The sequence below is a fragment of the Paenibacillus sp. FSL L8-0470 genome, assembly GCF_038008625.1.
Classification (GTDB): domain Bacteria; phylum Bacillota; class Bacilli; order Paenibacillales; family Paenibacillaceae; genus Paenibacillus_AQ.
In genome coordinates this window covers 651,548-675,000 of the sequence record NZ_JBBOZM010000001.1, presented here as the reverse complement: position 1 = coordinate 675,000, position 23,453 = coordinate 651,548, and the positions used below count along the sequence as shown (strand labels likewise).

Here is a 23,453-nt window from a genome sequence, read left to right as displayed (position 1 = left end):
ATTGCATACGGTCAAAACTGTCCTTGCTAGTCTGACTCTTATCCTTAAAGGTCACCTTCTTGTTCCAAAAGAAACTGTTCGCTGTCCCTGCGCTATAAGAAATAATCTGTGCCGGGGTATTCATCATACCCAGAGAATGCAGCAAGGTAAATACGGCGAAATCAATCAGCGTATTCAGTAAGCCTACAGCATTGAATTTTAAAAACTGGACAAATCCCGCATTCAGCTTCCTATCTGCCATAATCATTGTCCTCTTGCCGCTCCTCATGCTCTCTACCCCGGTAACCCTTGGTCTCACGCACGATATACAGCGGTCTATCCTTGGATTCATCATATATCCGTCCAATATATTCACCTATTACGCCAAGCAGCATCAGCACGATGCCGTTAAACAACAAATTGACGCCGACGATGGAAGCCCAGCCCGGAACCGTCCATGAGGTGAAAAAGATTCTCTGGAACAATACAAAGAACAGATACACAAAACTGGAGAAGGAGAGAAAGAAGCCTATATATGAGGCTATCTTCAGCGGCTTATGTGAAAATGAGGTGATGCCGTCAACCGCAAACCGGATCATTTTCTTCAACGGGTATTTGGTTTCACCTGCAAAACGTTCCTCCCGCACATATTCCACCATCGTCTGCCGGAAGCCGACCCAGCTTACTAAACCTCTGACATAGCGGTTTTTCTCTTTGAGACCGCGCAGCACATCGCATACTTTACGGTCGATGAGCCGGAAGTCGCCTGTATCGGTTGGAATCTCCACACTGGTCATGCTGCTGAGCAGACGGTAAAAGAGCTTGGCGGTCACTTTTTTGAAAATAGTCTCCCCATGCCGTTTCAGCCGTTTGGCGTAAACTACCTCATAGCCCTCTTTCCACTTGGCAATCATCTGCAAAATGACCTCGGGCGGATCTTGAAGATCCGCGTCAATCACCACGACAGCCTGGCCTTGCGCATAGTCCATTCCGGCCGTAATCGCGACCTGATGACCGAAGTTACGGGAGAAGTCAATCAGCTTAACATGCTCGTCGCTGCTGCTGATTCCACTCATGATCTCAGCTGTGCGATCACGGCTCCCGTCATTGACGAAGATCAGTTCATAGGTATCACCGCATTCGTCCATGACTTTCTTAAGCCGCTCATACGTATATTGAATAACTTCTTCCTCATTGTACATGGGGACAATTACACTGTATCTGGCTTTCACCTTTGTTCCTCCTAAAAGTTTTGTAGCATTACGCCTCCCTTCCTAGAATACCCAGGAAGGGAACCAGCGCAGCACATCCGTCACATATTCTTTGTCAACCACCATTCCCGACAATACCGGATAGAACAGTACAAAAAGCAGGGCAGCGACAGCCACGTATGCATACCGGATGTACCTAGCTTCCCGATATTTGCTGTCCAGCAGCTTCATGATATATACAATAGCAAGAATCATGAACGGTACCATCGCAAAATAATGGTATAGGAACGTCTCACGCGGTACAAGCATCCAAGGGACATACTGCGAGAAAAAGCCGATCCAGATCATATACATGCTTTTGTCTTTCCGTTTTATGGTAAGCCATACCGTAGCCAGCATCGCGAAGATCCCGGTCCACCAGATTAGCGGATTGCCTATGGTGACTATGCTGCTTACCTTGCCTTCCGGCAATCCTTCGCCGCCGCTGAAGAACCATACCGGCCTTTTCATAAACGGCCATTCCCACCAGGAGGAAGCAAACGGATGCGTGGCGACAAGCTGGCTGTGGTAGTTATACATATTCTTTTGCGCATCGATCAAGCCTTTTAAAGTAAACCCGTCGGCTGTTACGGACAGCACAGGAATAAAGGACAGGCTATAGATCACGGCAGGAATAACTACAAAGAATACAACACAGCTGGCCAGCGTAACGATGGTGTTCTTCCAGAAGGAACTATCTGCCGTCCGGCAGGCGTCCTTGAGCTCCTGGTCACTTAATTTGCCTTCTGCCAGCACACGCCCAGCGGCCTTATGTTCCCTATAGCGTTCAAATAAGGCAAGCGCCAGCATAATGGCCAGCCCGGCTCCTCCATAGAGCACAATCCATTTGGAGGCGACGCCGATGCCGAAGAACAATCCGGACCAGAACAGCGGGACGAGTGTCTTGCGCAGCGGAACACGGTAGAAATTCATCATGAAATACCGCTGCATGAAATAGAACATTAACATGATGAAGAATACGCCGTATACATCAATTGTAGAAATCCGCGTCTGCGTGAAATGCATGAAATCCAGTGCGAACAGTCCCGCGGCAAGGGCGGCGTAAATGCTCTTTTTGAACAAACGCAGCGCCATGATATAGATTAGCGGCAACATAGCGATTCCGAACAAGGTACCGATAATCCGCCAGCCGAACGGATTAACACCGAATACCTCCATGCCGATAGCAATCAGAAGCTTGCCGAGCGGCGGGTGGGTATTCTCATAAGGGACGATGCCATGCGTGTATTCATAAGCTGTCCGTGCATGGTAAATCTCATCAAAATAGGTGCTGTTCATGAAACCGGTATTTTCAGGTATGATTGACTGTTCGTCAAACAGGTTGGAGGGGACGCCTCTTTTTGGCGCTGCACCGGCATCCGGGGTGACACTTGTAACCGGAAGCGGAGTTTTTCCGCCCCCCTGCTCGTAGAAGGCCATTTCATTTAAAGTAAAACCCGGTGAAGTCACTGTAAGTTTCACGTATCTTGCCGCAACGTTCAGCGGCTGGCTTTTCCAGATGAATACATTGCCGACATCCTCATTCACATCGAGCGGACTGCTCCAGGCATCCGGCGTCTGGCTGAATTCGAGTTTGAATTTACCGGTCCCGACACCTCCAAATACGTTGACACGCTCCAACTGGCGGCTCTGGCCCAGGTCGACATAAAAGCTTTCGCCGCTGGCAGCTGGTTCCCATAAGGTTTCGGGAGCTTTTGATGAGCCCAAGTGGTAAAGAGCCAGGGCTGCGAAGATGCCAGTAATAGCCAGCATCCAGATCCAGTCTTTACGCTGCAGTCTGAACCTGGATTTCTTACCCGGCTGCGGAAGCGGACGAAGCTCCCCGGCGAGTTTCATATCAGCTTCATACTTCTCTGCAGGGGCAGAAGGCAGCGGAAGCAGCTTCGTTTCGTTACGGATATACACCGAATACCCAATGTACAGCATATATAACAACAAAGCGAGATTGGCAATCGACGTAACCAGAACTATTCCGTCCGAAGGCGGATTATTTCCGGCGTTCAGATGGGCAAGCGTGTAGCCTACATTAATGTATTGCGTCAGCGAAAATCCGAGAAACAACGTCAGAAAACGGCGGTCCCGGCTTTCAATATAAGCGAACAGCGAAAGAATCAGAACCGGATACATGTAACGCTCATGCATTTTGGTTCCGAGTACAAACATAATGACAATCAGCACCATGCCGATGAAGAAAGATTTGGACAGCTCCTTGCGGTCCCGCTTGAAGGAATAATAAGCCGCCACGGCTACCGCTGCCAGGATGCAGACATAACCCCAGACCCGGTATGTAATCCCAAGCCATGTAAAATCGAGCGGGGACCACATCGGGTCAGTCAGTGCATAGAGATTAAACGCATTAACCGTAGAGTACGGATAGGAAGACAGCGTGCTCTTATACAGATCAATAAGCGCATCTAACCCGCCGTTATTCCAGAAGAATGGTGCCGCCAGCAAGGCAAAGATCCCAAGTCCGTAAAGAGCTCCCACCGCAAGCTGCTTCCAGGCCCGGTGATGATAGAAGGCAAACAGCAGGACTGGTGTAAAGATAAGTGCCTGCGGTTTGATCAGCGTGGCCAAGGCAAAAAATATCGCTGCACGCACAAAGGCCTTATCGGAGGCCCCGGCAACGCTAAGCAGCAGGAACAATAAAAAGAACGAATCTGCCTGTCCCCAGGCAGCAGAATCCATCAGCACCGCCGGATTAAACAGGAAGAGCAGCGTTAAGCCGATTGCCATGCCTGATCCGAGCTTTTTGCGGCCGCCTTTGTAAATCAAATACCCCAGCACCAGATCGGAAAGGACCGCCGGCAGTTTAAAGAGCAGCGTTTCCCCGCCTGAGCCATGCGCCAAGCCGAATAAACCGCGGATCGAGGCCAACAGGTACAATATATATAAATACCCTGGAGGATAGTCTGCAAAATACCCCTCCTCATAGAACTTGCCCGGACCCAAATCCACCATGCGCTGACCCCAGGCTATAAAGGTATTCATGTCATTCTGATAGCCCTGCGCAGTCAGGCCAATCCAGACCCGCAGGATTAAAGCAGCTCCAACGATGAGATAAAGCCATCTTGTATAAATCACATCCGGCTGCTTCAGCAATCTGTCGCTCCTGAAGGCTCTATTATATAGAAAAGCGAAGAACACACTGAATAACGCCGAGATCAGCAGCAGCTTGGCTGGTGATACCTTATGCGGTGTTTCCTCTGCCGGATTGTCACCTCCCTGGGCGGCGGCGCCGCTATCCAGCGAAATGACGCCAGTTCCCTCGGGGGCGGCATCCAGCTGTTCTACAGCCAAATCATCAAAATAAGCTTTGCCCTGAATCAAATTGGCGTATCCGCCAAGGGCTGCACCTATACCAAGTTCGGTCTGCTCTTTCCCGGTCTGACCGATAAACTCAAGATACTGCCAGTCTCCGGCAGTATCCGTTGTAGCAGGATACCCGCTGCCGATGCCGACCGGGAATATATTAGCCCCCAGCCCCTGGCCTGCGGCGCTGGCGATTTTGACAAACCCCGAGATCTTGTAATAGCTGTCTGGAGCAACGCTTATGTTCTGCACCCATTTCAGATGGTTCGGTTCAAGATTCTCAATGACTGCGGCTTTACTGCCGGAATGAACCTCCTCAGACTGGACCGACAATACGCCGGAGCCGTCTCCGGATATCCATGCATCCTTGGTCCAGCTGGAGGGTGCACCCTCCTCCCCATCTTCAAAGCCTGGATTCTGCAATAAGTTTCCTTCTGCATGGATGCTTGTTGCCGGAAGCACAAACAATAACAGCATCAAAACAATGATAGCAGCCGCGCGTGTATTTTTGATCATCGTTCCAACCTCACCTCGTCAATGTTAATCCAGCCGTTCCCGCCGGTTATGAAAATCTCTGCCCGATCTCCCTGATTTAGAGCAACAGGCGGCAGTGTAATCTGATGGTATTCATCTCCCTTGGTCAGCTCTGCTTCAGCCTGCACGATACCGTTCACCCGCAAGCCGATCCTTCCACCCTCGCCGCCGGCACTGACCATGGCTGACAGCTTGTATTCCCCCGGCTCTGTTGGTGCTGCAAAAGCCTGAACGACACTTTTGTCACCACCGGCATCAAGATAGGCAAGATAAGTTCCGGCACCCGGGTTATTGCTGGCAACCCCCGTTCCCTCTGAAAAACTCCAGCCTGCGGCCCCCTCTTCAAAACCACCGTTTGAAAACTCCTTATCCGCTGTTGTGTCCAGGGGCGTTGCCCCGTCTGCATACTCTTTAACAAGAAGAACACTATAATTAGCAAAATGCTTGACCGTCCCCTCTCCTGCCACGGCTTCAGGGAGGGGGGTTCCATTCCTGAAGAGGTATGCCGAATTCCCAGTCACAACATCCGGTTTGCCGAACCTGTATCTGCCAAAGGCAGATACCTGCTGAAACGCCGCCCCCGGATTGGCATAGACAACAGATTCCAGAAAATCATGCGGATTGATTCTTTCGTAAAACAGCACAAAGATATAAGGCATATTGATTTCGTCCGTAATGTAGACGTCTTCTGTACTGTGTTCAGATGCATATTGTATCGCCTCACCCAGCGAATCATAAAACGCCGGACCGATACGCCCGGGGAAATCACGGAAATATGCATTCGTGAATGACCCGAACAAAATGGTGAAAGTAAGAGCAGACAGGATACCTGCAATTTTTATTTTTTGGTATAGCCATGTAAAACCAGCTGCAACCAGCAGGATCAACGGATAAAAGATAATGTTGATCCGGTTGATATTCACAGTCGTGATAGAGCTCATGAGTACGGCAAGGGAGAGCCACAGCAGCACAACCGCATGCGGGATACCTTCGCGGCCGCGTGTCCGCAGCGCATGAATCATCACAAGAAGGCCAGCTATAGCAAAAGGCAAAGCGATCGGGTAAGCATAGCCATACGGTGAGATTGAATTCCACGGCAGGCCGTCGCTTCCGCTGAGTAGTATTTTGCCAAAAGCACTAAAATTGTCTGCAGCGGTCTGCAGCAGCTGTCCGCTGAATACGGAAGAGACCTCTTCTACACGCGGCATAGTTAATTTGGGAATAGAAAAGAATGGAGTCGCTATCCCCTGCTGTTTATAGCGGTTGATAACTACAAATAAAAATATGGGAAGGGCCAGCAGGATAAATAGTGCCCCGTTCCACAATAATGTCCGTAATTTTAGCGCTCTACTATACAATAGAAGAAGTGCGGTGCCTAAGGCAAATAAAGGTACAAAAAAGTAGGCTGTTCCGTATGCATAAAGCGACAGGGCAAGCATGATTGTAAAACCGCAAGTCCATTTGGCGCTGCGGAAGGATTTCAGCCCAAAATATACCGCAATACATACCAGGGTAGGCAGCAGGTTGGACTCCAGTGCCCATCTCGACATCATAATATGCCAAGGATTAATCGCGATAAAAGACATGGCGGCAAGACCCGCCACTTTTGATGGGAACAGCTGCCTCATAATTAAATAGAAAAATAGCATGCCCAGCAGCCCCATCACGATACTTACCGCCCGCACAGACAGTGGTGTCAGACCGAACAGCAGGAGAAAAGGCAGCGATAAATAGGCATAAAGTGCATTTTGCCCGCTGCCCCAGGAAATGAGATGAATGGGCAGATGAACGCCGTTCCGGTCTATCCCATAATGGAGGATAGCATAAGCATCATAGCCTATGGATGCTTCATCCTGGTTAAGTCCCGGAGGGATACTCCCTATGTATATCACCCGCACGATGGCCCCCAGCAGGAAGATCAGCAATGGCCAAGGGTTGTTCCTCCAGGAGCTGTACGCTCTATTAACAATGCCGGACAACATTAATCACCTCTTCAACAATATAATCTAAATGCCGGTTGAAGAAAAGACCGGGACCGGTTGATGTCCCTGGCCGAAACTGTAAGATACAGGTGCATTGATTCTTGTTCTGCTATAGCAAAACGGCCCCTTCATCACTGAAGGAGCCGTAATATTCGGGTTTATATTAAAAGTAAACTTAGCCTTGGCTGCCGATCAACACGTAGCGCAGCACAATTAGAACGGCAAGCACCCACATCATCCAGTGGATATCGTATTTTTTCTTGCCGGCCAGATTGGCTACACAAGCCAAGATTACATAGGTAACAATCCCGAACGAAATGCCGTTGGCAATGTTGTAAGTGAATGGCATGATGACGAAAGTCAGGAAGGCTGGAATAGCATAAACCATATCCTGAAAGTCGATCTCGCGAATCGATTGCGCCATAAGCACGCCGACCACAATCAATGCCGCTGCCGTAGCGGAACCAGGAATTAGCGCAACCACCGGAGCAAGGAACAGAGCAAGCAAGAAGCAAACACCGGTTGTTACAGCAGTCAGACCTGTCCGGCCGCCTTCAGCAACCCCGGCAGCACTTTCTACATAAGCAGTAGTTGTGGAAGTACCCAGCATCGCACCACCGGCAACAGCAACCGCATCAACAAACATCGCATTGCCGACACGTCTCTTGCCATCTTCCTTGTCCTTCATAATTCCTGCACGTTCAGCAGTACCGACAAGCGTGCCAAAGGTATCAAACAATTCTACGAACGTAAAGGTGGCAATGGCGGAAACAATACCGGTGTGCATAATGCCTTCCCAGTCAAATTCCCAAAAATTCAGCTGTGTGAAATCAGGAACCCAAGGCGTCTGTGGATTGTTCAGCGAGCTGAAATCAACTGCACCCATGAGGATGGCGACAACGGTAGTTCCCAGAATTCCGAACAAAATCGCGCCGCGGACTTGCAGCACCATCAGAATAGAAATCAGCAGCAAGCCGATGATGACCAGCTGGACATTGGTATTTTCAAGGCTGCCCATATGAATAACAGTTTCGAAGGACAAAACATCAGTGAACTTGTTAGCAGCAATGTCGCTGCCGGCTTCAACGCCGATAGTCATAAGACCGCTGTTCTTCAATCCGATAATGGTAATAAACATCCCGATCCCCACGGTAATGGCATGCTTCAGATTGTCAGGGATGGCTGTGAGTAATATTTGCCGCACCCTCGTTACCGTCAGCAGGATGAAGATGATACCGGAAATGAATACGGCAGTCAGACCCATCTGCCAGGTAAATTCATGTTCAGTTGTAGCCGAGGATAAAACCACGGATGCGAAATATGCATTAAGGCCCATACCAGGCGCCAGAGCTACCGGGAAATTAATGAAAAGTCCCATGGCAATTGTAAAAATACCAGCTGCCAGCGCTGTAGCCAGAAACACGGAATACCAGCCCATGTCAATCCGCCCAAAAGCCGTCAAAGTCCCGGGATTAACCGAGAGAATGTAAGCCATTGCCATGAATGTGGTCAGACCGGCCATAATCTCTGTGCGTACTGTGGTGCCGTTTTCTTTCAACTTGAAAAAGCGATTCAAATTGTTCTCCCCCTAAGATCTATGTGAGTGTCTCGCGTGCAACAGAAAAGCCGGTATCTTGGTAGACACCGGCCCGAAAAAAGAGGATTCACCTGCCTGTCTTCAGCGCAAAGGCCAAAGATGTCCGGGAACTCGCTCTTCTTAATCGTAGCCAGGTCATTACGGTGACCTTGTAGAGACTTTCGGGCCGATTCCCGAAATTATACGAATATTTATGTTGCTCAACGCTTTATCATTTTAGGTGTACATCACATAAGTTGTCAATGGCAAATACGAACAATACGCGTTATATTTTTAATATTGTTCGTAAATCAAACATTTTCATGACAAAATCTGCAGGAATGGTTAATCTGGAACCTCACTCATAGGATACGGGCGGTATTTCTCTGGCTCACTGCAGGAGATGATGGAGCATCCGTCAAAAGTGCTGGTTTTGCCATCATAAAGACAAGTAAAGCGCCAAACATTGCTTACGGTTTGCTCCTTGGCATCAAAAAAGGATTCAAGGATATCCCATTGCAGAACCTTATTCCCTGAATCATGCCAGCCGCGAAACCACTCCTGACATTCGAGAATGCCGGAGTATTCTGCCCCATCGCATTCTTCTATTCTGACCTCCGCCTCCGTTCTCCATTCATTCGTTAATGTCTGCGTGCAATTGCATGCTATCATTTTACCACCTGACACGAAATTCATTTTCTTACATTAAACAAAAAAAAGCCGGAAACACCCTGTTAAAATGGTGTTCCGGCTCTGGATATACTCTTATTCAACTGATTGCTATTCCCATTCAATTGTTGCAGGCGGTTTCGAGGTAATATCATAAACGATGCGGTTCACGTTATCCACTTCGTTGACGATCCGCACGGAGATCTTCTCCAGCACATCCCACGGGATACGCGCCCAGTCGGCGGTCATACCGTCGATGGAAGTTACTGCACGGATGCCCACGGTGTAGGAATAAGTGCGCTCGTCTCCCATAACCCCGACACTCTTCATGTTAGGAAGTGCAGTGAAATACTGCCAAATCTCCTGATCCAAACCGGCCTTGATGATTTCCTCGCGCAGGATGTAATCGGAGTCGCGGACAATCGTCAGCTTCTCTTCGGTCACTTCGCCCAATACGCGAATAGCAAGTCCAGGACCCGGGAATGGCTGTCGCCAGACGATGGCACGCGGCATGCCCAGCTCTTCTCCCAGTTTGCGGACCTCATCCTTGAACAGCGTGTTCAAAGGCTCGATCAGGCTGAACTTCATGTCTTCCGGCAATCCGCCGACATTGTGATGCGATTTGATAGTCTGTGCTGTTGCTGTTCCGCTCTCCACAATATCCGTGTACAGTGTACCTTGGGCGAGGAATGCGAAGTCACCCAGCTTGGCCGATTCTTCGTCAAAGCAATAGATAAACTCGTTGCCGATGATTTTACGTTTTTGTTCGGGATCAGATACACCGGCCAGCTTGCCCAGGAATCGCTCGCGGGCATCGATCTTCACGACATGAATATCGAACTTGCCGACGAATGTCTCCATTACACTCTCTGCTTCGCCTTTGCGCAGCAGGCCGTGGTCAATAAACATACAGGTCAATTGATCGCCGATGGCCCGGTGAATCAGCATGGCCACAACGGAGGAATCCACACCGCCGCTGAGTGCGCAAAGCACCTTCTTGTCCCCGACTTTAGCACGGATATCCTTAATGGCATCGTCAATGAACGATTCCATCGTCCATTTGCCCTCACAGCCGCAGATCTCGTACAGGAAGTTCGAAATCATCTCATTGCCGCTTACGGAATGGCGAACCTCCGGATGGAACTGAACAGCGAAGAATTTTCGGGCAGCATGGCTCATTGCGGCAATCGGCGCACTTTCCGTACCGGCATCCAGATTAAATCCGGACGGAAGCTCCACTACATGGTCGCCGTGGCTCATCCATACCATCTGTTTGCTCTCAAGCCCTGCTGCAAGCACAGCTCCCGCTTCGAAATCGACATCAGCTTTGCCGTATTCGCGTTTGGCTGCACGTTCCACCTTGCCGCCGAGCTGGTGAGCCATGAGCTGCATGCCGTAGCAGATGCCGAAAATTGGCAGTCCCAAATCATAAATAGCCGGATCCAGATGTGGTGCGTCCTCAGCATACACACTGCTTGGTCCTCCGGAGAATACGATCCCCTTCGGCGAAAGTGCTTTGATCTTCTCAATTGGCGTATTGTACGGCAGAAGCTCGCTGTATACCCCCAGGTCCCGAATTCTGCGCGCGATAAGTTGATTATACTGTCCCCCGAAATCGAGAACGACGATCATTTCATTTGGCTTGTTCATTACGTGCCTCCCTTGATTATTGGATTCATTATACTCATGGATAAATCTCATCGTCAAGGAAAGGAGGACACGTATCTCTTACGCTTTTGGCGCAGTTCATCCGGCCGCTTGAACGATCTGAGGATAGCGGAAAAGACTTATGGCATCTTTTGGTCAAGGTATCCGCTTCCATGCGGCCCGTAAGGATTTATTGCCCAGCCGGTGCCTGCCAGAAAGCCTCAGGTCAGGCGAAAAATGATGAGCAGGCAGCGGCTGATAAAGCCTGCGGCCTCCGCAGCGGCTGCATCCGGCGGTGGCGGCGCCGGGCCGGGACGCGGCGTGGCACGCTGAGCCTGTGCCGTACCGCTGTACGCCAGGGTTTCCCACTGGCGGACGAACCCCCGGACGGCGGTGCGCAGCCCCGCGTCCTCTATATTCAGGGAGGCAGCGTACTCCCTGGCCGTCACACCGGGCAGCGGCGGGCCGTACCGCGCCGCCAGCCCGCGCCAGGCCAGAGCGGCTGCGCGCAGCTGCCGCTCGCGGCTCACGCTGCCGGCGCGGCGCGCCGCCGGCAGCAGAGCCAGGCTGCGCCGCCAGCGCCAGGCGGCGGCGAGCACCAGCGCCGCAGCCGCAGCGGGCGGCGCGGGGTTCCCGCCCGCCAGCGGCAGGGCGGGCAGGATGTCCGCGCCGGCAGCTGCGGACGCGGGGGTTCCCTGCGGCGCAGATGCAGCCGCAGCGGGGGCCGCCGCCGGACCTGCTGCGGCGAGGGCAGCGCCGGGGGTGGGATCAAACGGGATCCAGCCGGCGCCGGGGAAATAGACCTCCACCCAGGCATGGGCATCGCCTTGGGTAACGGCATAACGCTGCGGCGAGGAATCGGCCTCCGGTGTCCCCGGTCCATAGCCCTGGACATAACGGGCCGGAATGCCGCTGCTCCGCAGCAGCACCGTCATCGCCGTGGCGAAATGCACGCAGTAGCCCTGCTTCGTCGTGAAGATGAAATCATCGGCGAAGTCGGCGCCGGCCGGCGGAATCCTAGTCTGCAGGCTGTAAGAGTAGCCGCTCTGCAAATAATTGCGTACAGCAGCAACGGCATCATAGCGGCTTACGGCAGAAGCTGTGAGCCGCTGTGCCAATGCGGCGACCCGCTCCGGCATTGCCGCGGGAAGCTGCAAATAACTATCGGCAATGGACTCTGGATCCTCGCTGCCCAGAACGCGCAGCACAGCCGGATCACTCTCCGGCAACAGAGAGCTCACTGTATACCCGGCAATCTTCGCAGAGCTTGCCGTCTCGGGCAGGCGGAAGCTATTCTTCTCCCGGTTCGCCAGCACATAGCCTAGCCGGCTGCCGTCCGCCAGCCTCACCTGTTCCACGTTCACCACGGTTCCGGCACTGAACAGCGGCAGGTTGCCGGAGGAAGGCACGGCAAACTGGATTTCCTGTACCAATGTCTGATCTTCGTTATTAGCGAATACCGGCAAGTCCCCGGCAGGCAAGCTCGTTAAACTAAGCGGGATGTATGCCGTCCCTTCCCTGATCCAGCGGCGGCCATCATAATAAGCTGAGCTTTCTCCTCTCCAGTAAGCCGTGCGGCTGGATGTGACCGTAAATACGGCTTTTGTACTGGGGGATAGCGCTGCCCCAAGCTCACCTTTGCCCGAACCGTAACCTGTAGTTCCTGCCTCAAGCCGGATTTCCTCCTCCGTCTGCCGCTGAACTTGTCCAGTCGCCCATTCCTGTAATTGGTTAAATACCGGCTTCAGGGTAATAGGTACAGCCGGCTGCGTTCCATACAGCTGGCCGCCTATCCAGGATGCTGCCGTCAGCAGCATTGCTCCTGCGAGAGCAGAACCTCCCCAGCGGACATAGGGAAGACTAACCCGGCCGGTTCGCTCCTTCAGGCGCAGCAGCCCGCTCATGCCCTGCATCCACAGAATCAGTCCCGCAGAGACCAGCACTTCGCCGGTTGTCTTTACCCCAAATCCTATATCCAGCATCAGAAGATAACATACAGTCACAGCTGCGAACAGAGCCGTGCTTCCTCTGTACAGCGCAAGCTGCTGCACGGAAGAAACCAGCAAACCCCAGCCCAATATCAGAATCAACAGCCGGCTGTGTTCACTTAGCTGCGAAATCTGTCCCGTGAACAACAGGACCGCGTCCTCCGGAATTCCTGCAACATAAGGGCCAAATTGCGCTATTCCTTCACTGCTGGCGCAGGTGTATAGCCAAGTCAGAGCAATCAGAATAGACCGGATACTGAGCTGCAGCAATCCCGGGAGCCTAAAGCAGCCCCATAGCAGCAGTGCCGCAGCAGAGAGCATCAGAATTTCGAGCAACTCCGCAGTAGGGGGCAAAGTTGTGGATCTGTGCAGCGGAAGCAGCCATGCCATAAACAAACCCATAATGGCCAAAGAGAACAGCAAACGATAATGCAGGGGGATGTCCTCCCTGTTATCGGTATAACTGTTCTCAGCTTGTCCATCCACCGCCTGCGGTTTAACCGTCACTGCCGGTTTGCCGAACGGCCCTTCGTCCTTCCAGGTGCTGGAAGAATCAGCCGATATTCCGGCAGTCCCCCGATATCTACCGTTCTGTCCGTTTCCCCGGAGATTCATGGAATTCCGCCCCCTTGTACCCGTATGACAGAGAGGAATTCTCCAGACAGTAGATTCGCGCTCCAAGCCGCTCCAGACTGCCCCTTACCGTCCCGGTATTACGCTGTGTGCCATTCCCCGGCCATTCTTTCATCTCCGTTGAATGCTGCTGATTTACCGGAGCAGGCAGGTCCCACACATAATAAATCTCCACCTGCACGCCCTGTACCAAGAACCGGGCAAGCGTCCGCGCGGATTCCTCCTCCAGCTTTCCTGTGATCACCGTTACCGTCATCCCCGGAATCCAGCTCCGTGAAGCATCTTCCAGCAGGCCGCTCAGGCTTCGGGTACCGTCGGGAGCAATTTCCGTTAGCATATCCTGCACTCTGGCAGGGATTTTGCCGAGTCCCTCATGTCTGGCTATACCTTCCGGCCATCCGCCGCTGAACAGCTGCACATATGTGCCGGAGCGCTCCGCTGCAAGCATCAGGCCCATTGCTGCAGATACGGCTTTTTCGAATGCCGGAGTTGTTGTGCCACGCAGCCCGCGCGGAGTGAGTGCTCCGTAGGGAATCTCATAATTTTCCGGGCTGTTGGCAAGAACGATACAAGCCATCCTGCCCTGTTCACGCACCGGTACCCTGCTCTGCAGCGTTCCCTTGCGGGCGCTGTTCTTCCAGTCAATCCGGCTAAGCGGATCACCCGGGGCATACTCACGGAGATCTGCCGCTTCACTGCCGCTGTCTCTTCCCCTGCCCATGAGCATCATATCCCCGGCCAGCAGGCCGCTCCCCGGTACAGCTGCCCCTACATAGAGCGGTCTGGGAAGCACTTTGAAGCTGTCCTTGAACTCCGGCTTGGTTCCGCCTGTGAACAGCCCCGGCAGATCTCCCCAGCTTATGCTGCAGCTCTGAAGCCGATGAGTTCCCCGGGGGACTTCCTGCAGCTCATAAGAATAAGTGAATTTGCGCCGGAACCCGGGAAACAGTAATTCCTGATGCCGCCGTCCGCCCCAGTAATCGGCAATGATCATCCACGGGAGTGGAATCCGTGAAGAGAAGCTAAGCTGTACTTCTACTGTCAACGTATCTCCGGCTGCCGGATGCAAAGGGGATATACGGCGGACAATCTGCACTTTCCGTGGACCGCAGAGCTGCAGCAGGAGTCCGCCGAACATAAGAATTCCGGCTGCCGACAAGAGGAACAGCAGAGACGCACCTCCGCGCCATGCATATAAAGCACCGATGACTGCCGTTATAGCCAGCATCCGCAGCCATTCACCTAAAACGCTGCGGTTTCGCGGGACAGGCCGGAGCATGTCTCCCGGAGAATCAGACTTCTGCTGCTGCATATTTTTTTCTTGCTCTATTAATGATGAAGAGGACAAGGTGACACCCTTCCTTCGGCGATAGACTAGCTCCGCCCTGCTGCCGCGATCAACGTGGAAGTACTTTCGGGAGCCTATTACTGTCTATTCTTCCCACGAACAAGAGTGCCCAAACCCTTGGAGTTACTTTGGTCCCGTACTTGGACGGCATGCCGAAGGGCTGCTTAAGTTGTTCTAACTCTGCGCTCCTCTGCCGTCGCGCGGGCCTCCTGCGGCAAATGCCCCGCTGTTGTGAGCAATTCCCGCAGGGATATCCAGAGAGAGGAACCAATCATTTGCACCTCTGCCCCGCTTGTTTCCAAACTTCCGTCAGGCAAAGCAAGTTTTAGCTGCTTCTGTAATGCATCCACTGTCAGGTTCCGCCCGTTCCAGGCAATCAGTCCGCTGCGGCTGGCGCTATCCCAGCTAACCCGTCCGCCCAGCCGTTCAATGACCGCGCGCAAGGGAACCATGTATTGCCCTTGGCTGATTCTGTATTCTCCCGGGTCCAGTTTGGTCTCCAGCCTGCCCACCTCCAGGACCAGCGGCTTGCCGGAGGCAAATAATCCGGCATTCGGCACAATGTTAGAATGAATCCAGTCCTGTGAAGGTTTCGAGCGGTTGGCGCCTGCCATAGTTGCAGATACTCTGAAGTGTACAGGCTGCTGACTTGCGTCCAGCTGACCAAAGTTATACCCGGCAGCCTTATAACGCTCAATAATCTTGGGCAGTGCTTTGGCACTCTCTTCATGTCCCGCACCGTCATGCAGCAGCAGGATGACTTGGGAGGAAGACATGTCCGCCACCGATCCCTGCAGGATTTCCGACGCCGGCACACCCCTGCGTCTGGAATCTCCGCTGTCCACTGTCCAGTCCATTACCGAGTAGCCCGCTTGCTTCAGCAGGTCGAAATAGGTTGCATCAAAATGTCCGAAGGTGCCTCCCGGCGCACGGACAAGCTGTGGACGGACCCCGGTAATCTCTCTGACAATCTCTTCAGTTTTCTTGATTTGCGTCCAAAATTCTGTGAATCCGCTATATAAATCATGATAATTATGATTATAGGTATGATTGCCAATGACATGCCCCTGCTCCCAAATCGCATTAATCAGCTCGGGGCTGCTCCGGGCCCGCTCTCCCAGCACGAAGAAGGTTGCCTTCACCTCCTGCTGGCGCAGTATTTCCAGCACCTTTGCAGTGACTTTGCTGGGCCCGTCGTCAAACGTAAGATATACTGTCTTCTGTGTTTTCTTTGGGGCAGCGGCCACCACAGCTGCTGCGGGTGCAGCCTTGGATTTGACTAACGCTGATATAGCTGCCGAATCTTCTGGATTCTGGAGATTTTGGGTCGATGTTATTGCCGTGGAGACAACCGGGGCTGGTGAGGCAGAGCCTCCTGAATTCACAGCCGGGGCAGGCAAATCTTGCGTCTGGGCAGCCGGCAGATTATTCTTAGAGAGTGCAGGCTCAATTTTACCAGCCTGTAGAGGATACATTTTCGGCGATGCCGAAGACTGTCCAGTTTCCCAATCAGGCTTTACCAATAATATAATTGCCATAGCAAGCAGCCCGCGGATAAGGATCCGGCGGATCTGGGTACTTTTGCTATCTTTCATCTTCTCTACCTCCAGCATTCTATTCACTTCCAGAACCATTTGGTAGATTGTATGAAGACAAGCTTCAAAATAGAATTAGGCATGCGGCCCTTGGAGAGTGACAATATTATGGAAATGTTGAGATGGATACAGGAATTGTTCGCCAGTTACGGATACAGTGTGCTCTTCTTCGGATTGCTGCTGGAATTTATTGCGCTGCCCTTTCCCGGGGAAACAACAATGGCTTTTGCAGGCTTTCTTTCCTATACCGGCAAGCTTGATTTCATGACACTGGTAGTACTGGCTTTTGCAGGTACAACAAGCGGGATGACCATTACTTATTTCGTCGGGCTCAAGGCAGGGATGCCGTTTATCCAGCGCTACGGCAAATGGTTTCTCTTTTCACCGGCCAAGCTGGAGAAAACGCAGCGCTGGTTCGAGCGTTACGGCAGTTTTCTGATCTCGATCGGTTATTTTATTCCCGGCGTCCGGCATTTCACCGGCTATTTCGCCGGTATTATCGCTTTGCCTTTCCGCAAGTTTGCCCTGTATGCTTATGGAGGAGCGCTGCTCTGGGTACTGGCTTTTCTGGGCATAGGCAAATTATTCGGGCCGCAGTGGATGGGCATCTTCCACCTGTTTGAGCTGTATGCCCTATGGATTGTCTCCGGTATCCTGGCTATCGCAGCCCTGATCCTTCTTTACCGCTACCGCCGGGGCATTTCCGCCCGCCTGCTGCGGCGCAAGGTCAAAGGTTAAATCTTAAGCATAATGCAAAAAATATAGAGAGTTTCCGGGGACGCCACGCAACCTGAAACATTAAAAAAGCAGCCGTTTGACGCATCATTCGAAGAACCCTTCGAAGAGCATCGACAGCTGCTTTTCTTATGCAACTCGAGATGAATTTACTGACTTTAAATACGGGACAGACTCTTTCGTTTGCTGCGAACCAGGTAATATCCTCCCAGCAGCAGCGCAATTCCGGCAAAGCCGGCACCTCCGGCAAACCCTAATTGCCGGGGTTTCACGTAGTCAAGCAGCCAGCCTGCGCTTAGCATTGATATCCCAATCAGTGAACCGCCCGCCGCCGACAGCATTCCGAAAATAACCGGCTGCATGGAAGACGGCGTCTCTCTCATCACCAGCGTGTCCAGACAGGCATTGCCAATTCCACCCGATAAAGACAGCAGAATATACAGGAGAAATGCGGCCGCAAAATGGCTGCTGGCACTGATCCCCATCAGCAGCAAACCTTCCGCCAGCAATCCTGCCAGCGCCACCGCGAGCAGCCTCTTCTTCACCAGGCGGCCGGCAAAAAAACTGAGGCTTAGCCCGATGCCAAGTGCCGCATAAAACGCTCCGACTCCGACATCGCCGGCATGAAACACCTGCACGGCATACACACTGATCAGCACATTGTCCCAGCCGTTGATAACCGGCACCAGCAGCTCATAACCAATAATAACCTGCAGCACGAGACTTCCCCCTGCCACGTATTTAAGCGTCCGCAAGCGCCCTTTATCGCCTTGCTTTAGTTCGCTCTGTTCTGCAGAAGAATCATGTTTTGTTCCCGCTTCAGCTTTCCCGGCATTATGCGGAAACTGCAAACCCCATAGCAATAAAGCTGCAACCAGAAAAGATGCGGCGTTCATGACGAATGCCGTCTCCGGCCCGAACCAAAGGGACACCAGCCCTCCCGTAAAGGCCCCTAGAATGAGCACAGAGCCATTCATCAGCTGTTCCAGGCCATTAATGCGGAGCAATGAACCCGGAGCAGCCAGGAGCGGGATAGAAGACTTGCGGACCGGACTGTAAACCGCCTCTCCCGCTGCCAGTATAAAACTGCCTGCATACAGCAGCCACAGCCGGTCCTCCCCATTGATCCAAAGAAAGGATAAGGCTACAGGCACTCGCATAATATCAACGGCTATCATAATCGTTTTGCGCGGCAGCCTGCCAGCCAGCATCCCGCCGAGCGGAGCCATAAAAAGATAGGGCAGCACCCTTACACCAAGCGATATGCCTACCGCCATTCCCGATCCGGTCAGTTGAAGCACCAGCGCCAGCATGGCCACACTGCTGAACCGGTCGCCTATTCCATTGATTAATCCGGCTGCGAACAGCCTGGAATACCCCTGCCCGCCCAGAACAGATAATCCATTTCCGGTTTGTGTCATTTCATGAGCCCTCACAATCGAAATTAAATATATATCTAATTAGATAGTAATCGAATATTATATTTATGACAATGTATTATTTTCTTTCTTTGACCAAGATTATAGAATGAGGGTTGACTGAACTCTCCGGGAAAGAAGGGACTCATCTTTTGAAAATAGATCGTTTGCTCTCCATAGTCATCCTGTTGATGAACCGCCCGCTCATTCAGGCCAAGGAGCTGGCCGACATGTTCGAGGTCTCCGTCCGCACCATCTACCGCGATATCGACAGCATTAACAGTGCTGGCATACCTGTCGTAACCTATCAGGGTGCAAACGGCGGGATTGGCCTCATGGAGGGATACCGCCTGGACCGCAATCTGCTGACGGAGCGTGAGCTGGCCGATATTTTCACCGCTTTGCAAAGCGTCTCTTCCTATGTCGGAGGAGAACACACGCTGCTGATGGAAAAAATCAGCAGTGTAATCCCCCCTGCCCAAACCGCTGCCTTCCGGAGCAAAACAACCCAGTTGATCGTCGATTTCTCTCCTTGGGGATTGAATGGACCCCTGGAAGAGCGGCTAACCCTGCTCAAGGAAGCGCTGGAGGAAGGTGTCACTGTCGCCTTCGAATATGTGAACGCCGACGGCAGGATGAGCAAGCGCTCCGTGGAGCCTTACACGCTGGTGCTCAAAGGGCAAGCCTGGTATTTGTACGGCCTGTGTGCAAAGCAGGGGGAGTTCCGCCTGTTCAAGCTGCTGCGTATGAAAGCGCTGGTGAAGGAAGACCGGGTGTATGTCCGTCAAGATATCCCCTTGAAGGATTTCCCCTGGACTAAAGGATGGATGCGGCCCGCTGACTCACTGCCCGTGGTACTGCATTTCTCGGCGGCAGGCAAACATCTAGCCGAAGATTATTTCGATGCTACTGAACTTCAGCCGGACGGCAGCGGCGGGTACACCGTTAGGGTTCATTATCCGGAGGATAACTGGCTTTACAGCTTTTTGCTGGGATTCGGAACCTCGGTTGAGGTGCTGGAGCCGGAACATATCCGCCTCCGGATGGGCGAGCTCGCTGCAGGCATCGCAGCAAAATACAAATAATTTCCAAACGCTATGTAGATTGAACTTGAGAATATACATTTGGGAAAAGTGCGGAGGGGAATTTTGGAACTGTAGGAGCGATAGCGTCCGCCTGAGAGCTTTCCGTAGGAAGGCTCTCTTCGGAAGCATGGGCAAGGTTTGGATTTCTACGGCGATTCGCAGTTAAATTCAGGAAATCCAAACCTAGCAGCGGCCGGAAGTCCAAACATTCTCTGTAGTCACTGCCAGTCCCAAAATAGAAGAATTATAAGTTCAATCTATATAGCAACTCTCCAACAAACCTGACTGAATGCTGTCTAGTTTGATGGTTTATACTGGACTGGAATGCGGGCGGTACTCGTCCCGCGAAATCTAAGGGAGTGTGTTGATATGAATATGGAAAAGACTTCGCCCCATCAACATGAGGCCGTATTCTGCCAGAGCTGCGGAATGCCAATGCCTGAAGCGGAGCTCCTGGGCAGTGAGCAGGATGGCACTAAGAATGAGGATTATTGTATCTACTGTTACGAAGCCGGAGAATTCAAGCAGCCTGAAATAACACTGCAGGGTATGACCGATCTCTGCACCGGATTCATGGTGGAGGAAGGCATGGATGAGGCTGCGGCGCACAAGCTGCTCGCCGAGACGCTTCCTTTACTGAAACGCTGGAAGACGGCAGCCGCGGTGCAGTAAGCGGGGTCTTCTCCATAACAAAAGGGACTAGCTATACACCCGCCGGTGCTGGATAGTCCCTTCTTTAGTACATCACAAGTTATGCCTGTTGAGATTTAACTGCTTGAGGTTGTAAAGACTCGGCTTCTTCCGTCTTCAGAAAGTCCGGCTGCGGTGAAGTCTTCTTGATGAACAAGGCCAGCACCAGAGCCACTACAGTCACCCAGGTTGCCACGGCGAATGCATGGGTAATCCCATTGATTGTCGCTTCCTGTGTAAGTTTGAGCATCGCCGCCTTATCGGTCTGTGAGACAGCGCCGCTGGTTACTGCTTCCGTAATATTGCTCTTCGTGCGGTTGGTCATCAGGCTGACAAACAGCGCCATCCCAAGTGCTCCCCCGACCGTACGCAGCGTGTTCGACATCGCTGTACCGTGCGAGCTGAGCCGCTGCGGCAGCTGGTTAAGTCCGGCTGTCACAATCGGCATCATCAGCATCGACATCCCGAACATCCGCGCCGTATACGTCAGGATCAGATGTGTATAGGTTGTGGAATCCGTAATTTGACTGAATTCCCATGTTGTAATGGTGGTAATCAGCAATCCGATAACCGCCAGCCATCTTGCACCAATCTTATCAAAGATAATTCCGGTGATCGGAGACATAATCCCCATCAGAATGGCACCCGGCAGCAGCATCAACCCGGATTCCATCGGTGTAAAGCCGCGGATGGTCTGAAGATAGATTGGCAGCAGGATCATACCTGCGTACATGGCCATGGTAATAATAATATTGATTACCGTTGTAAGTGAGTACATGTTATAACGGAAAATGCGGAATTCGAGCAGTGGTTTGTCGGCGGTAAGCTCGCGCCATACAAACAGGGCCAATGCCAGGGTTCCGAGGATCAGACAGGCAATAACAGTCGTGCTGCCCCAGCCGTCTGTTCCGGCATCACTGAAGCCGTACAGCAGTCCGCCGAACCCAAGGGTCGAGAACACGATGCCGGTCTTATCCAGCTTCGGAGAAGTCAGCTTCCCGACGTTCTGCATGGTCTTCATCCCAAGCAGTGTGGAGAAAATGGCCAGCGGCAGTACGATAAAGAACAGTACGCGCCAGGAATAGTTTTGCACAACCCAGCCCGAGAGGGTAGGTCCGATCGCCGGGGCAAAAATCATCGCTACCGCCATGAGTCCCATGGCTTTACCGCGTTCTTCAATCGGGAAGATACGCAGGAACACAATGTTCATCAGCGGCATCAGAATTCCAGCACCGACGGCCTGGATTACTCTGCCGACCATAATCATTTCAAATCCGGTTCCGATACCGCAGACAAGCGTACCTATAGAGAATAGTATCATTGCTGTAGTAAACAATTGGCGGGTGGTAAACTTCTCCACCAGATAAGCACTGATTGGAATGAGCACACCGTTCACAAGCATAAACCCTGTGGTCAGCCATTGTGCCGTATTGGCGACAATGTTAAGATCCTCCATCATTTTCGGAAGCGCCACATTCATCAGCGTTTGATTCAACAACGCGACGAAAGCGCCAATTAAGAGCGCTGCGATGATAGGCCCTTTGCGTATAGCCTTAGTTTCCGCAGCAGCGTTAGCAGTTATTGTACTCATGGCTACTTTTTATCTCTCCCTTGTACCAAAATTTTTACGATTTCACCATGAAGCCGCAGCAGTTCCTTGACATCCTCTGGAGGGATGCCGGACAGCGGCTGCAAATGCTTTCTCATGGACTGCTTGCTTCGTTCCCGGATTTCCTGACCTTTGTCCGTCACCGCAAGATTGAATATACGCCGGTCGCTCTGAGAGCGTTGTCTGGTGATCAGTCCTGCCTTTACCATACGGTCAACTACTCCGCTAGCAGCGCTGTTCCCTAAATGGAGCAGGTCGGCAAGCTCGGTAATTCCGATGTCCGGGTGCATGGCCAATTTGCGCAGCACCATCAGTTGGGTGGAGGTAATCTGCAGCTCCTCTGCGTCCTTCCACAAAAGCTGCTGGAAATTATGATTGATACAGCGGAAAGAGCTCAGAATATCATCAAGCTGCTGTTCTTTTTCCTCCAACACCATCACCCCGTTAGTTTGATAAATAAATACTTCGTATACGAACTATTTTACTATTTACCTATTTATCCGTCAATCAAATTACTGAAAATTTCTGAAAAACTCTTTCTTTGTTTCATTTAACTAACATGCTCTGCCGCCCCGGAATAGACACCCTTCCAGAGTGCCCAGCTTTGGGGATTTTAGATATAATTCAGATGGATGACAATACTCGAAAGCGGTGATTGTGCAATGAATCCTGAACAGCGAAAAATTTGGAGTGACGGACATAAAACTTTAACGGGACTCTTGAAGCGGCCGGAGGAGCATGAGAATGCGGTTGCTTTATTCCTGAGATTGCATGCCTCTCTTTACGCGTCAAACGGGGAACATCCGGAGCAGCCAACCTTTGAAGACGAACTTCTGAAAGATATCCGCGAGTCGACCCTGCGCAGCTATCCGGTACATACCCCCGGCAGTAAAAATTCTATAGTGTGGCATCTTTGGCACAGTGCGAGAATTGAAGATATCACAATGAATATTCTTGCCGCCGGCAGCGGGCAGATTCTTCACGAGGCGAATTTTACCGACAAATTACAGACAGTTTACATCCATTCAGGCAATGGCATGACCGATGAGGAAATTTCCGGTTTCAGCTCGTCGGTTCATATCGAGTCTTTATTGGAGTACAGGAGAGCGGTTGCCGGCAGAACGCGGAGCATCATATCTTCATTGAGTTCCGAGCAATTGAGGGCGAAGCTGAGTCCTGCCAGGATCAGAAGAATATCAGAAGAAGAGGCGGTAAAAGATACGGAGCAATGGCTGATTGACTACTGGGGAAATAAAAACATCGCCGGTCTGGTGCTGATGCCTGCCACAAGGCATAATTTCATCCACCTCAACAAGGCGATGCGCGTAAAGCTTAAACTTCAGAAATAAGATCATTCAAATGTTTCTTATAAATTAAAGCGG

Annotated in this window: 17 protein-coding genes and 1 riboswitch (1 of these 18 cut by a window edge); of the genes, 4 read left to right on the top strand and 13 right to left on the bottom strand. The window is 51.9% G+C overall.

The features are described from left to right. From NST99_RS03100 to NST99_RS03055, 10 genes are all read right to left on the bottom strand, one after another. Window positions 1–241 carry the 5' portion of a GtrA family protein gene (locus tag NST99_RS03100; protein ID WP_341089660.1) on the bottom strand. The gene continues 164 nt to the left of window position 1, outside the view, so 241 of the gene's 405 nt are visible here — the first part of the coding sequence; its start codon is at window positions 239–241; its stop codon lies beyond the left edge, outside the window. Then, window positions 231–1,211 (bottom strand): glycosyltransferase family 2 protein, encoded by a 981-nt coding sequence (locus NST99_RS03095; protein WP_341089659.1) that lies wholly within the window; start codon window positions 1,209–1,211, stop codon window positions 231–233. The genes NST99_RS03100 and NST99_RS03095 overlap by 11 nt, the downstream gene beginning before the upstream one ends. Before the next feature lie 42 nt (window positions 1,212–1,253). Further along, window positions 1,254–5,078 (bottom strand): phospholipid carrier-dependent glycosyltransferase, encoded by a 3,825-nt coding sequence (locus NST99_RS03090; RefSeq protein ID WP_341089657.1) that lies wholly within the window; start codon window positions 5,076–5,078, stop codon window positions 1,254–1,256. Further along, window positions 5,075–7,078, bottom strand: a complete 2,004-nt coding sequence (locus tag NST99_RS03085) for a glycosyltransferase family 39 protein (RefSeq protein WP_341089656.1) — start codon at window positions 7,076–7,078, stop codon at window positions 5,075–5,077. Before NST99_RS03085 ends, NST99_RS03090 begins: the two co-directional genes overlap by 4 nt. Window positions 7,079–7,253: 175 nt before the next feature. Then, window positions 7,254–8,654, bottom strand: coding sequence for an NCS2 family permease (locus NST99_RS03080; RefSeq protein ID WP_341089655.1), 1,401 nt, complete (start codon window positions 8,652–8,654; stop codon window positions 7,254–7,256). Window positions 8,655–8,782: 128 nt separating this feature from the next. Continuing rightward, window positions 8,783–8,882, bottom strand: a riboswitch (purine riboswitch). Between the two features lie 117 nt (window positions 8,883–8,999). Continuing rightward, window positions 9,000–9,326, bottom strand: coding sequence for a hypothetical protein (locus tag NST99_RS03075; protein ID WP_341089654.1), 327 nt, complete (start codon window positions 9,324–9,326; stop codon window positions 9,000–9,002). A 108-nt stretch (window positions 9,327–9,434) separates the two neighbouring features. Then, window positions 9,435–10,973, bottom strand: a complete 1,539-nt coding sequence (gene guaA / locus NST99_RS03070) for a glutamine-hydrolyzing GMP synthase (RefSeq protein ID WP_341089653.1) — start codon at window positions 10,971–10,973, stop codon at window positions 9,435–9,437. A 218-nt stretch (window positions 10,974–11,191) separates the two neighbouring features. Further along, entirely contained in the window at window positions 11,192–13,573 is a 2,382-nt protein-coding gene (locus NST99_RS03065; RefSeq protein WP_341089652.1) for a DUF4129 domain-containing transglutaminase family protein, read from the bottom strand. After that, window positions 13,542–14,903 (bottom strand): DUF58 domain-containing protein, encoded by a 1,362-nt coding sequence (locus NST99_RS03060; RefSeq protein WP_341089651.1) that lies wholly within the window; start codon window positions 14,901–14,903, stop codon window positions 13,542–13,544. Before NST99_RS03060 ends, NST99_RS03065 begins: the two co-directional genes overlap by 32 nt. A gap of 200 nt (window positions 14,904–15,103) precedes the next feature. Next, window positions 15,104–16,534, bottom strand: coding sequence for a polysaccharide deacetylase (locus tag NST99_RS03055; RefSeq protein ID WP_341089650.1), 1,431 nt, complete (start codon window positions 16,532–16,534; stop codon window positions 15,104–15,106). Between the two features lie 108 nt (window positions 16,535–16,642). On the opposite strand from NST99_RS03055, the gene NST99_RS03050 reads away from it, so the two are divergent. Beyond that, the gene (locus NST99_RS03050; RefSeq protein ID WP_341089648.1) at window positions 16,643–17,272 is read left to right on the top strand and encodes a DedA family protein; all 630 of its coding nucleotides are present in this window, start codon (window positions 16,643–16,645) and stop codon (window positions 17,270–17,272) included. Between the two features lie 155 nt (window positions 17,273–17,427). Here the strand turns inward: NST99_RS03050 and NST99_RS03045 are convergent, their stop codons facing one another. Then, window positions 17,428–18,690: an MFS transporter gene (locus NST99_RS03045; protein WP_341089646.1), complete on the bottom strand. Its 1,263-nt coding sequence runs from the start codon at window positions 18,688–18,690 to the stop codon at window positions 17,428–17,430. Window positions 18,691–18,839: 149 nt separating this feature from the next. Between NST99_RS03045 and NST99_RS03040 the strand changes: the two genes are divergently transcribed. Continuing rightward, entirely contained in the window at window positions 18,840–19,772 is a 933-nt protein-coding gene (locus tag NST99_RS03040) for a helix-turn-helix transcriptional regulator (RefSeq protein WP_341089645.1), read from the top strand. A 369-nt stretch (window positions 19,773–20,141) separates the two neighbouring features. Then, window positions 20,142–20,444 carry a zinc ribbon domain-containing protein gene (locus tag NST99_RS03035; RefSeq protein ID WP_341089644.1) on the top strand — a complete coding sequence of 101 codons (303 nt, stop codon included), beginning with the start codon at window positions 20,142–20,144 and terminating at the stop codon, window positions 20,442–20,444. Window positions 20,445–20,523: 79 nt separating this feature from the next. Here the strand turns inward: NST99_RS03035 and NST99_RS03030 are convergent, their stop codons facing one another. Continuing rightward, entirely contained in the window at window positions 20,524–22,053 is a 1,530-nt protein-coding gene (locus tag NST99_RS03030; RefSeq protein ID WP_341089643.1) for a DHA2 family efflux MFS transporter permease subunit, read from the bottom strand. Window positions 22,054–22,055: 2 nt separating this feature from the next. Further along, window positions 22,056–22,502: a MarR family winged helix-turn-helix transcriptional regulator gene (locus tag NST99_RS03025; RefSeq protein WP_341089642.1), complete on the bottom strand. Its 447-nt coding sequence runs from the start codon at window positions 22,500–22,502 to the stop codon at window positions 22,056–22,058. A 201-nt stretch (window positions 22,503–22,703) separates the two neighbouring features. Here NST99_RS03025 and NST99_RS03020 point away from each other — a divergent pair, with 201 nt between their 5' ends. Next, window positions 22,704–23,420 carry a DinB family protein gene (locus NST99_RS03020; protein WP_341089641.1) on the top strand — a complete coding sequence of 239 codons (717 nt, stop codon included), beginning with the start codon at window positions 22,704–22,706 and terminating at the stop codon, window positions 23,418–23,420. The last annotated feature ends 33 nt before the right edge of the window (window positions 23,421–23,453 follow it).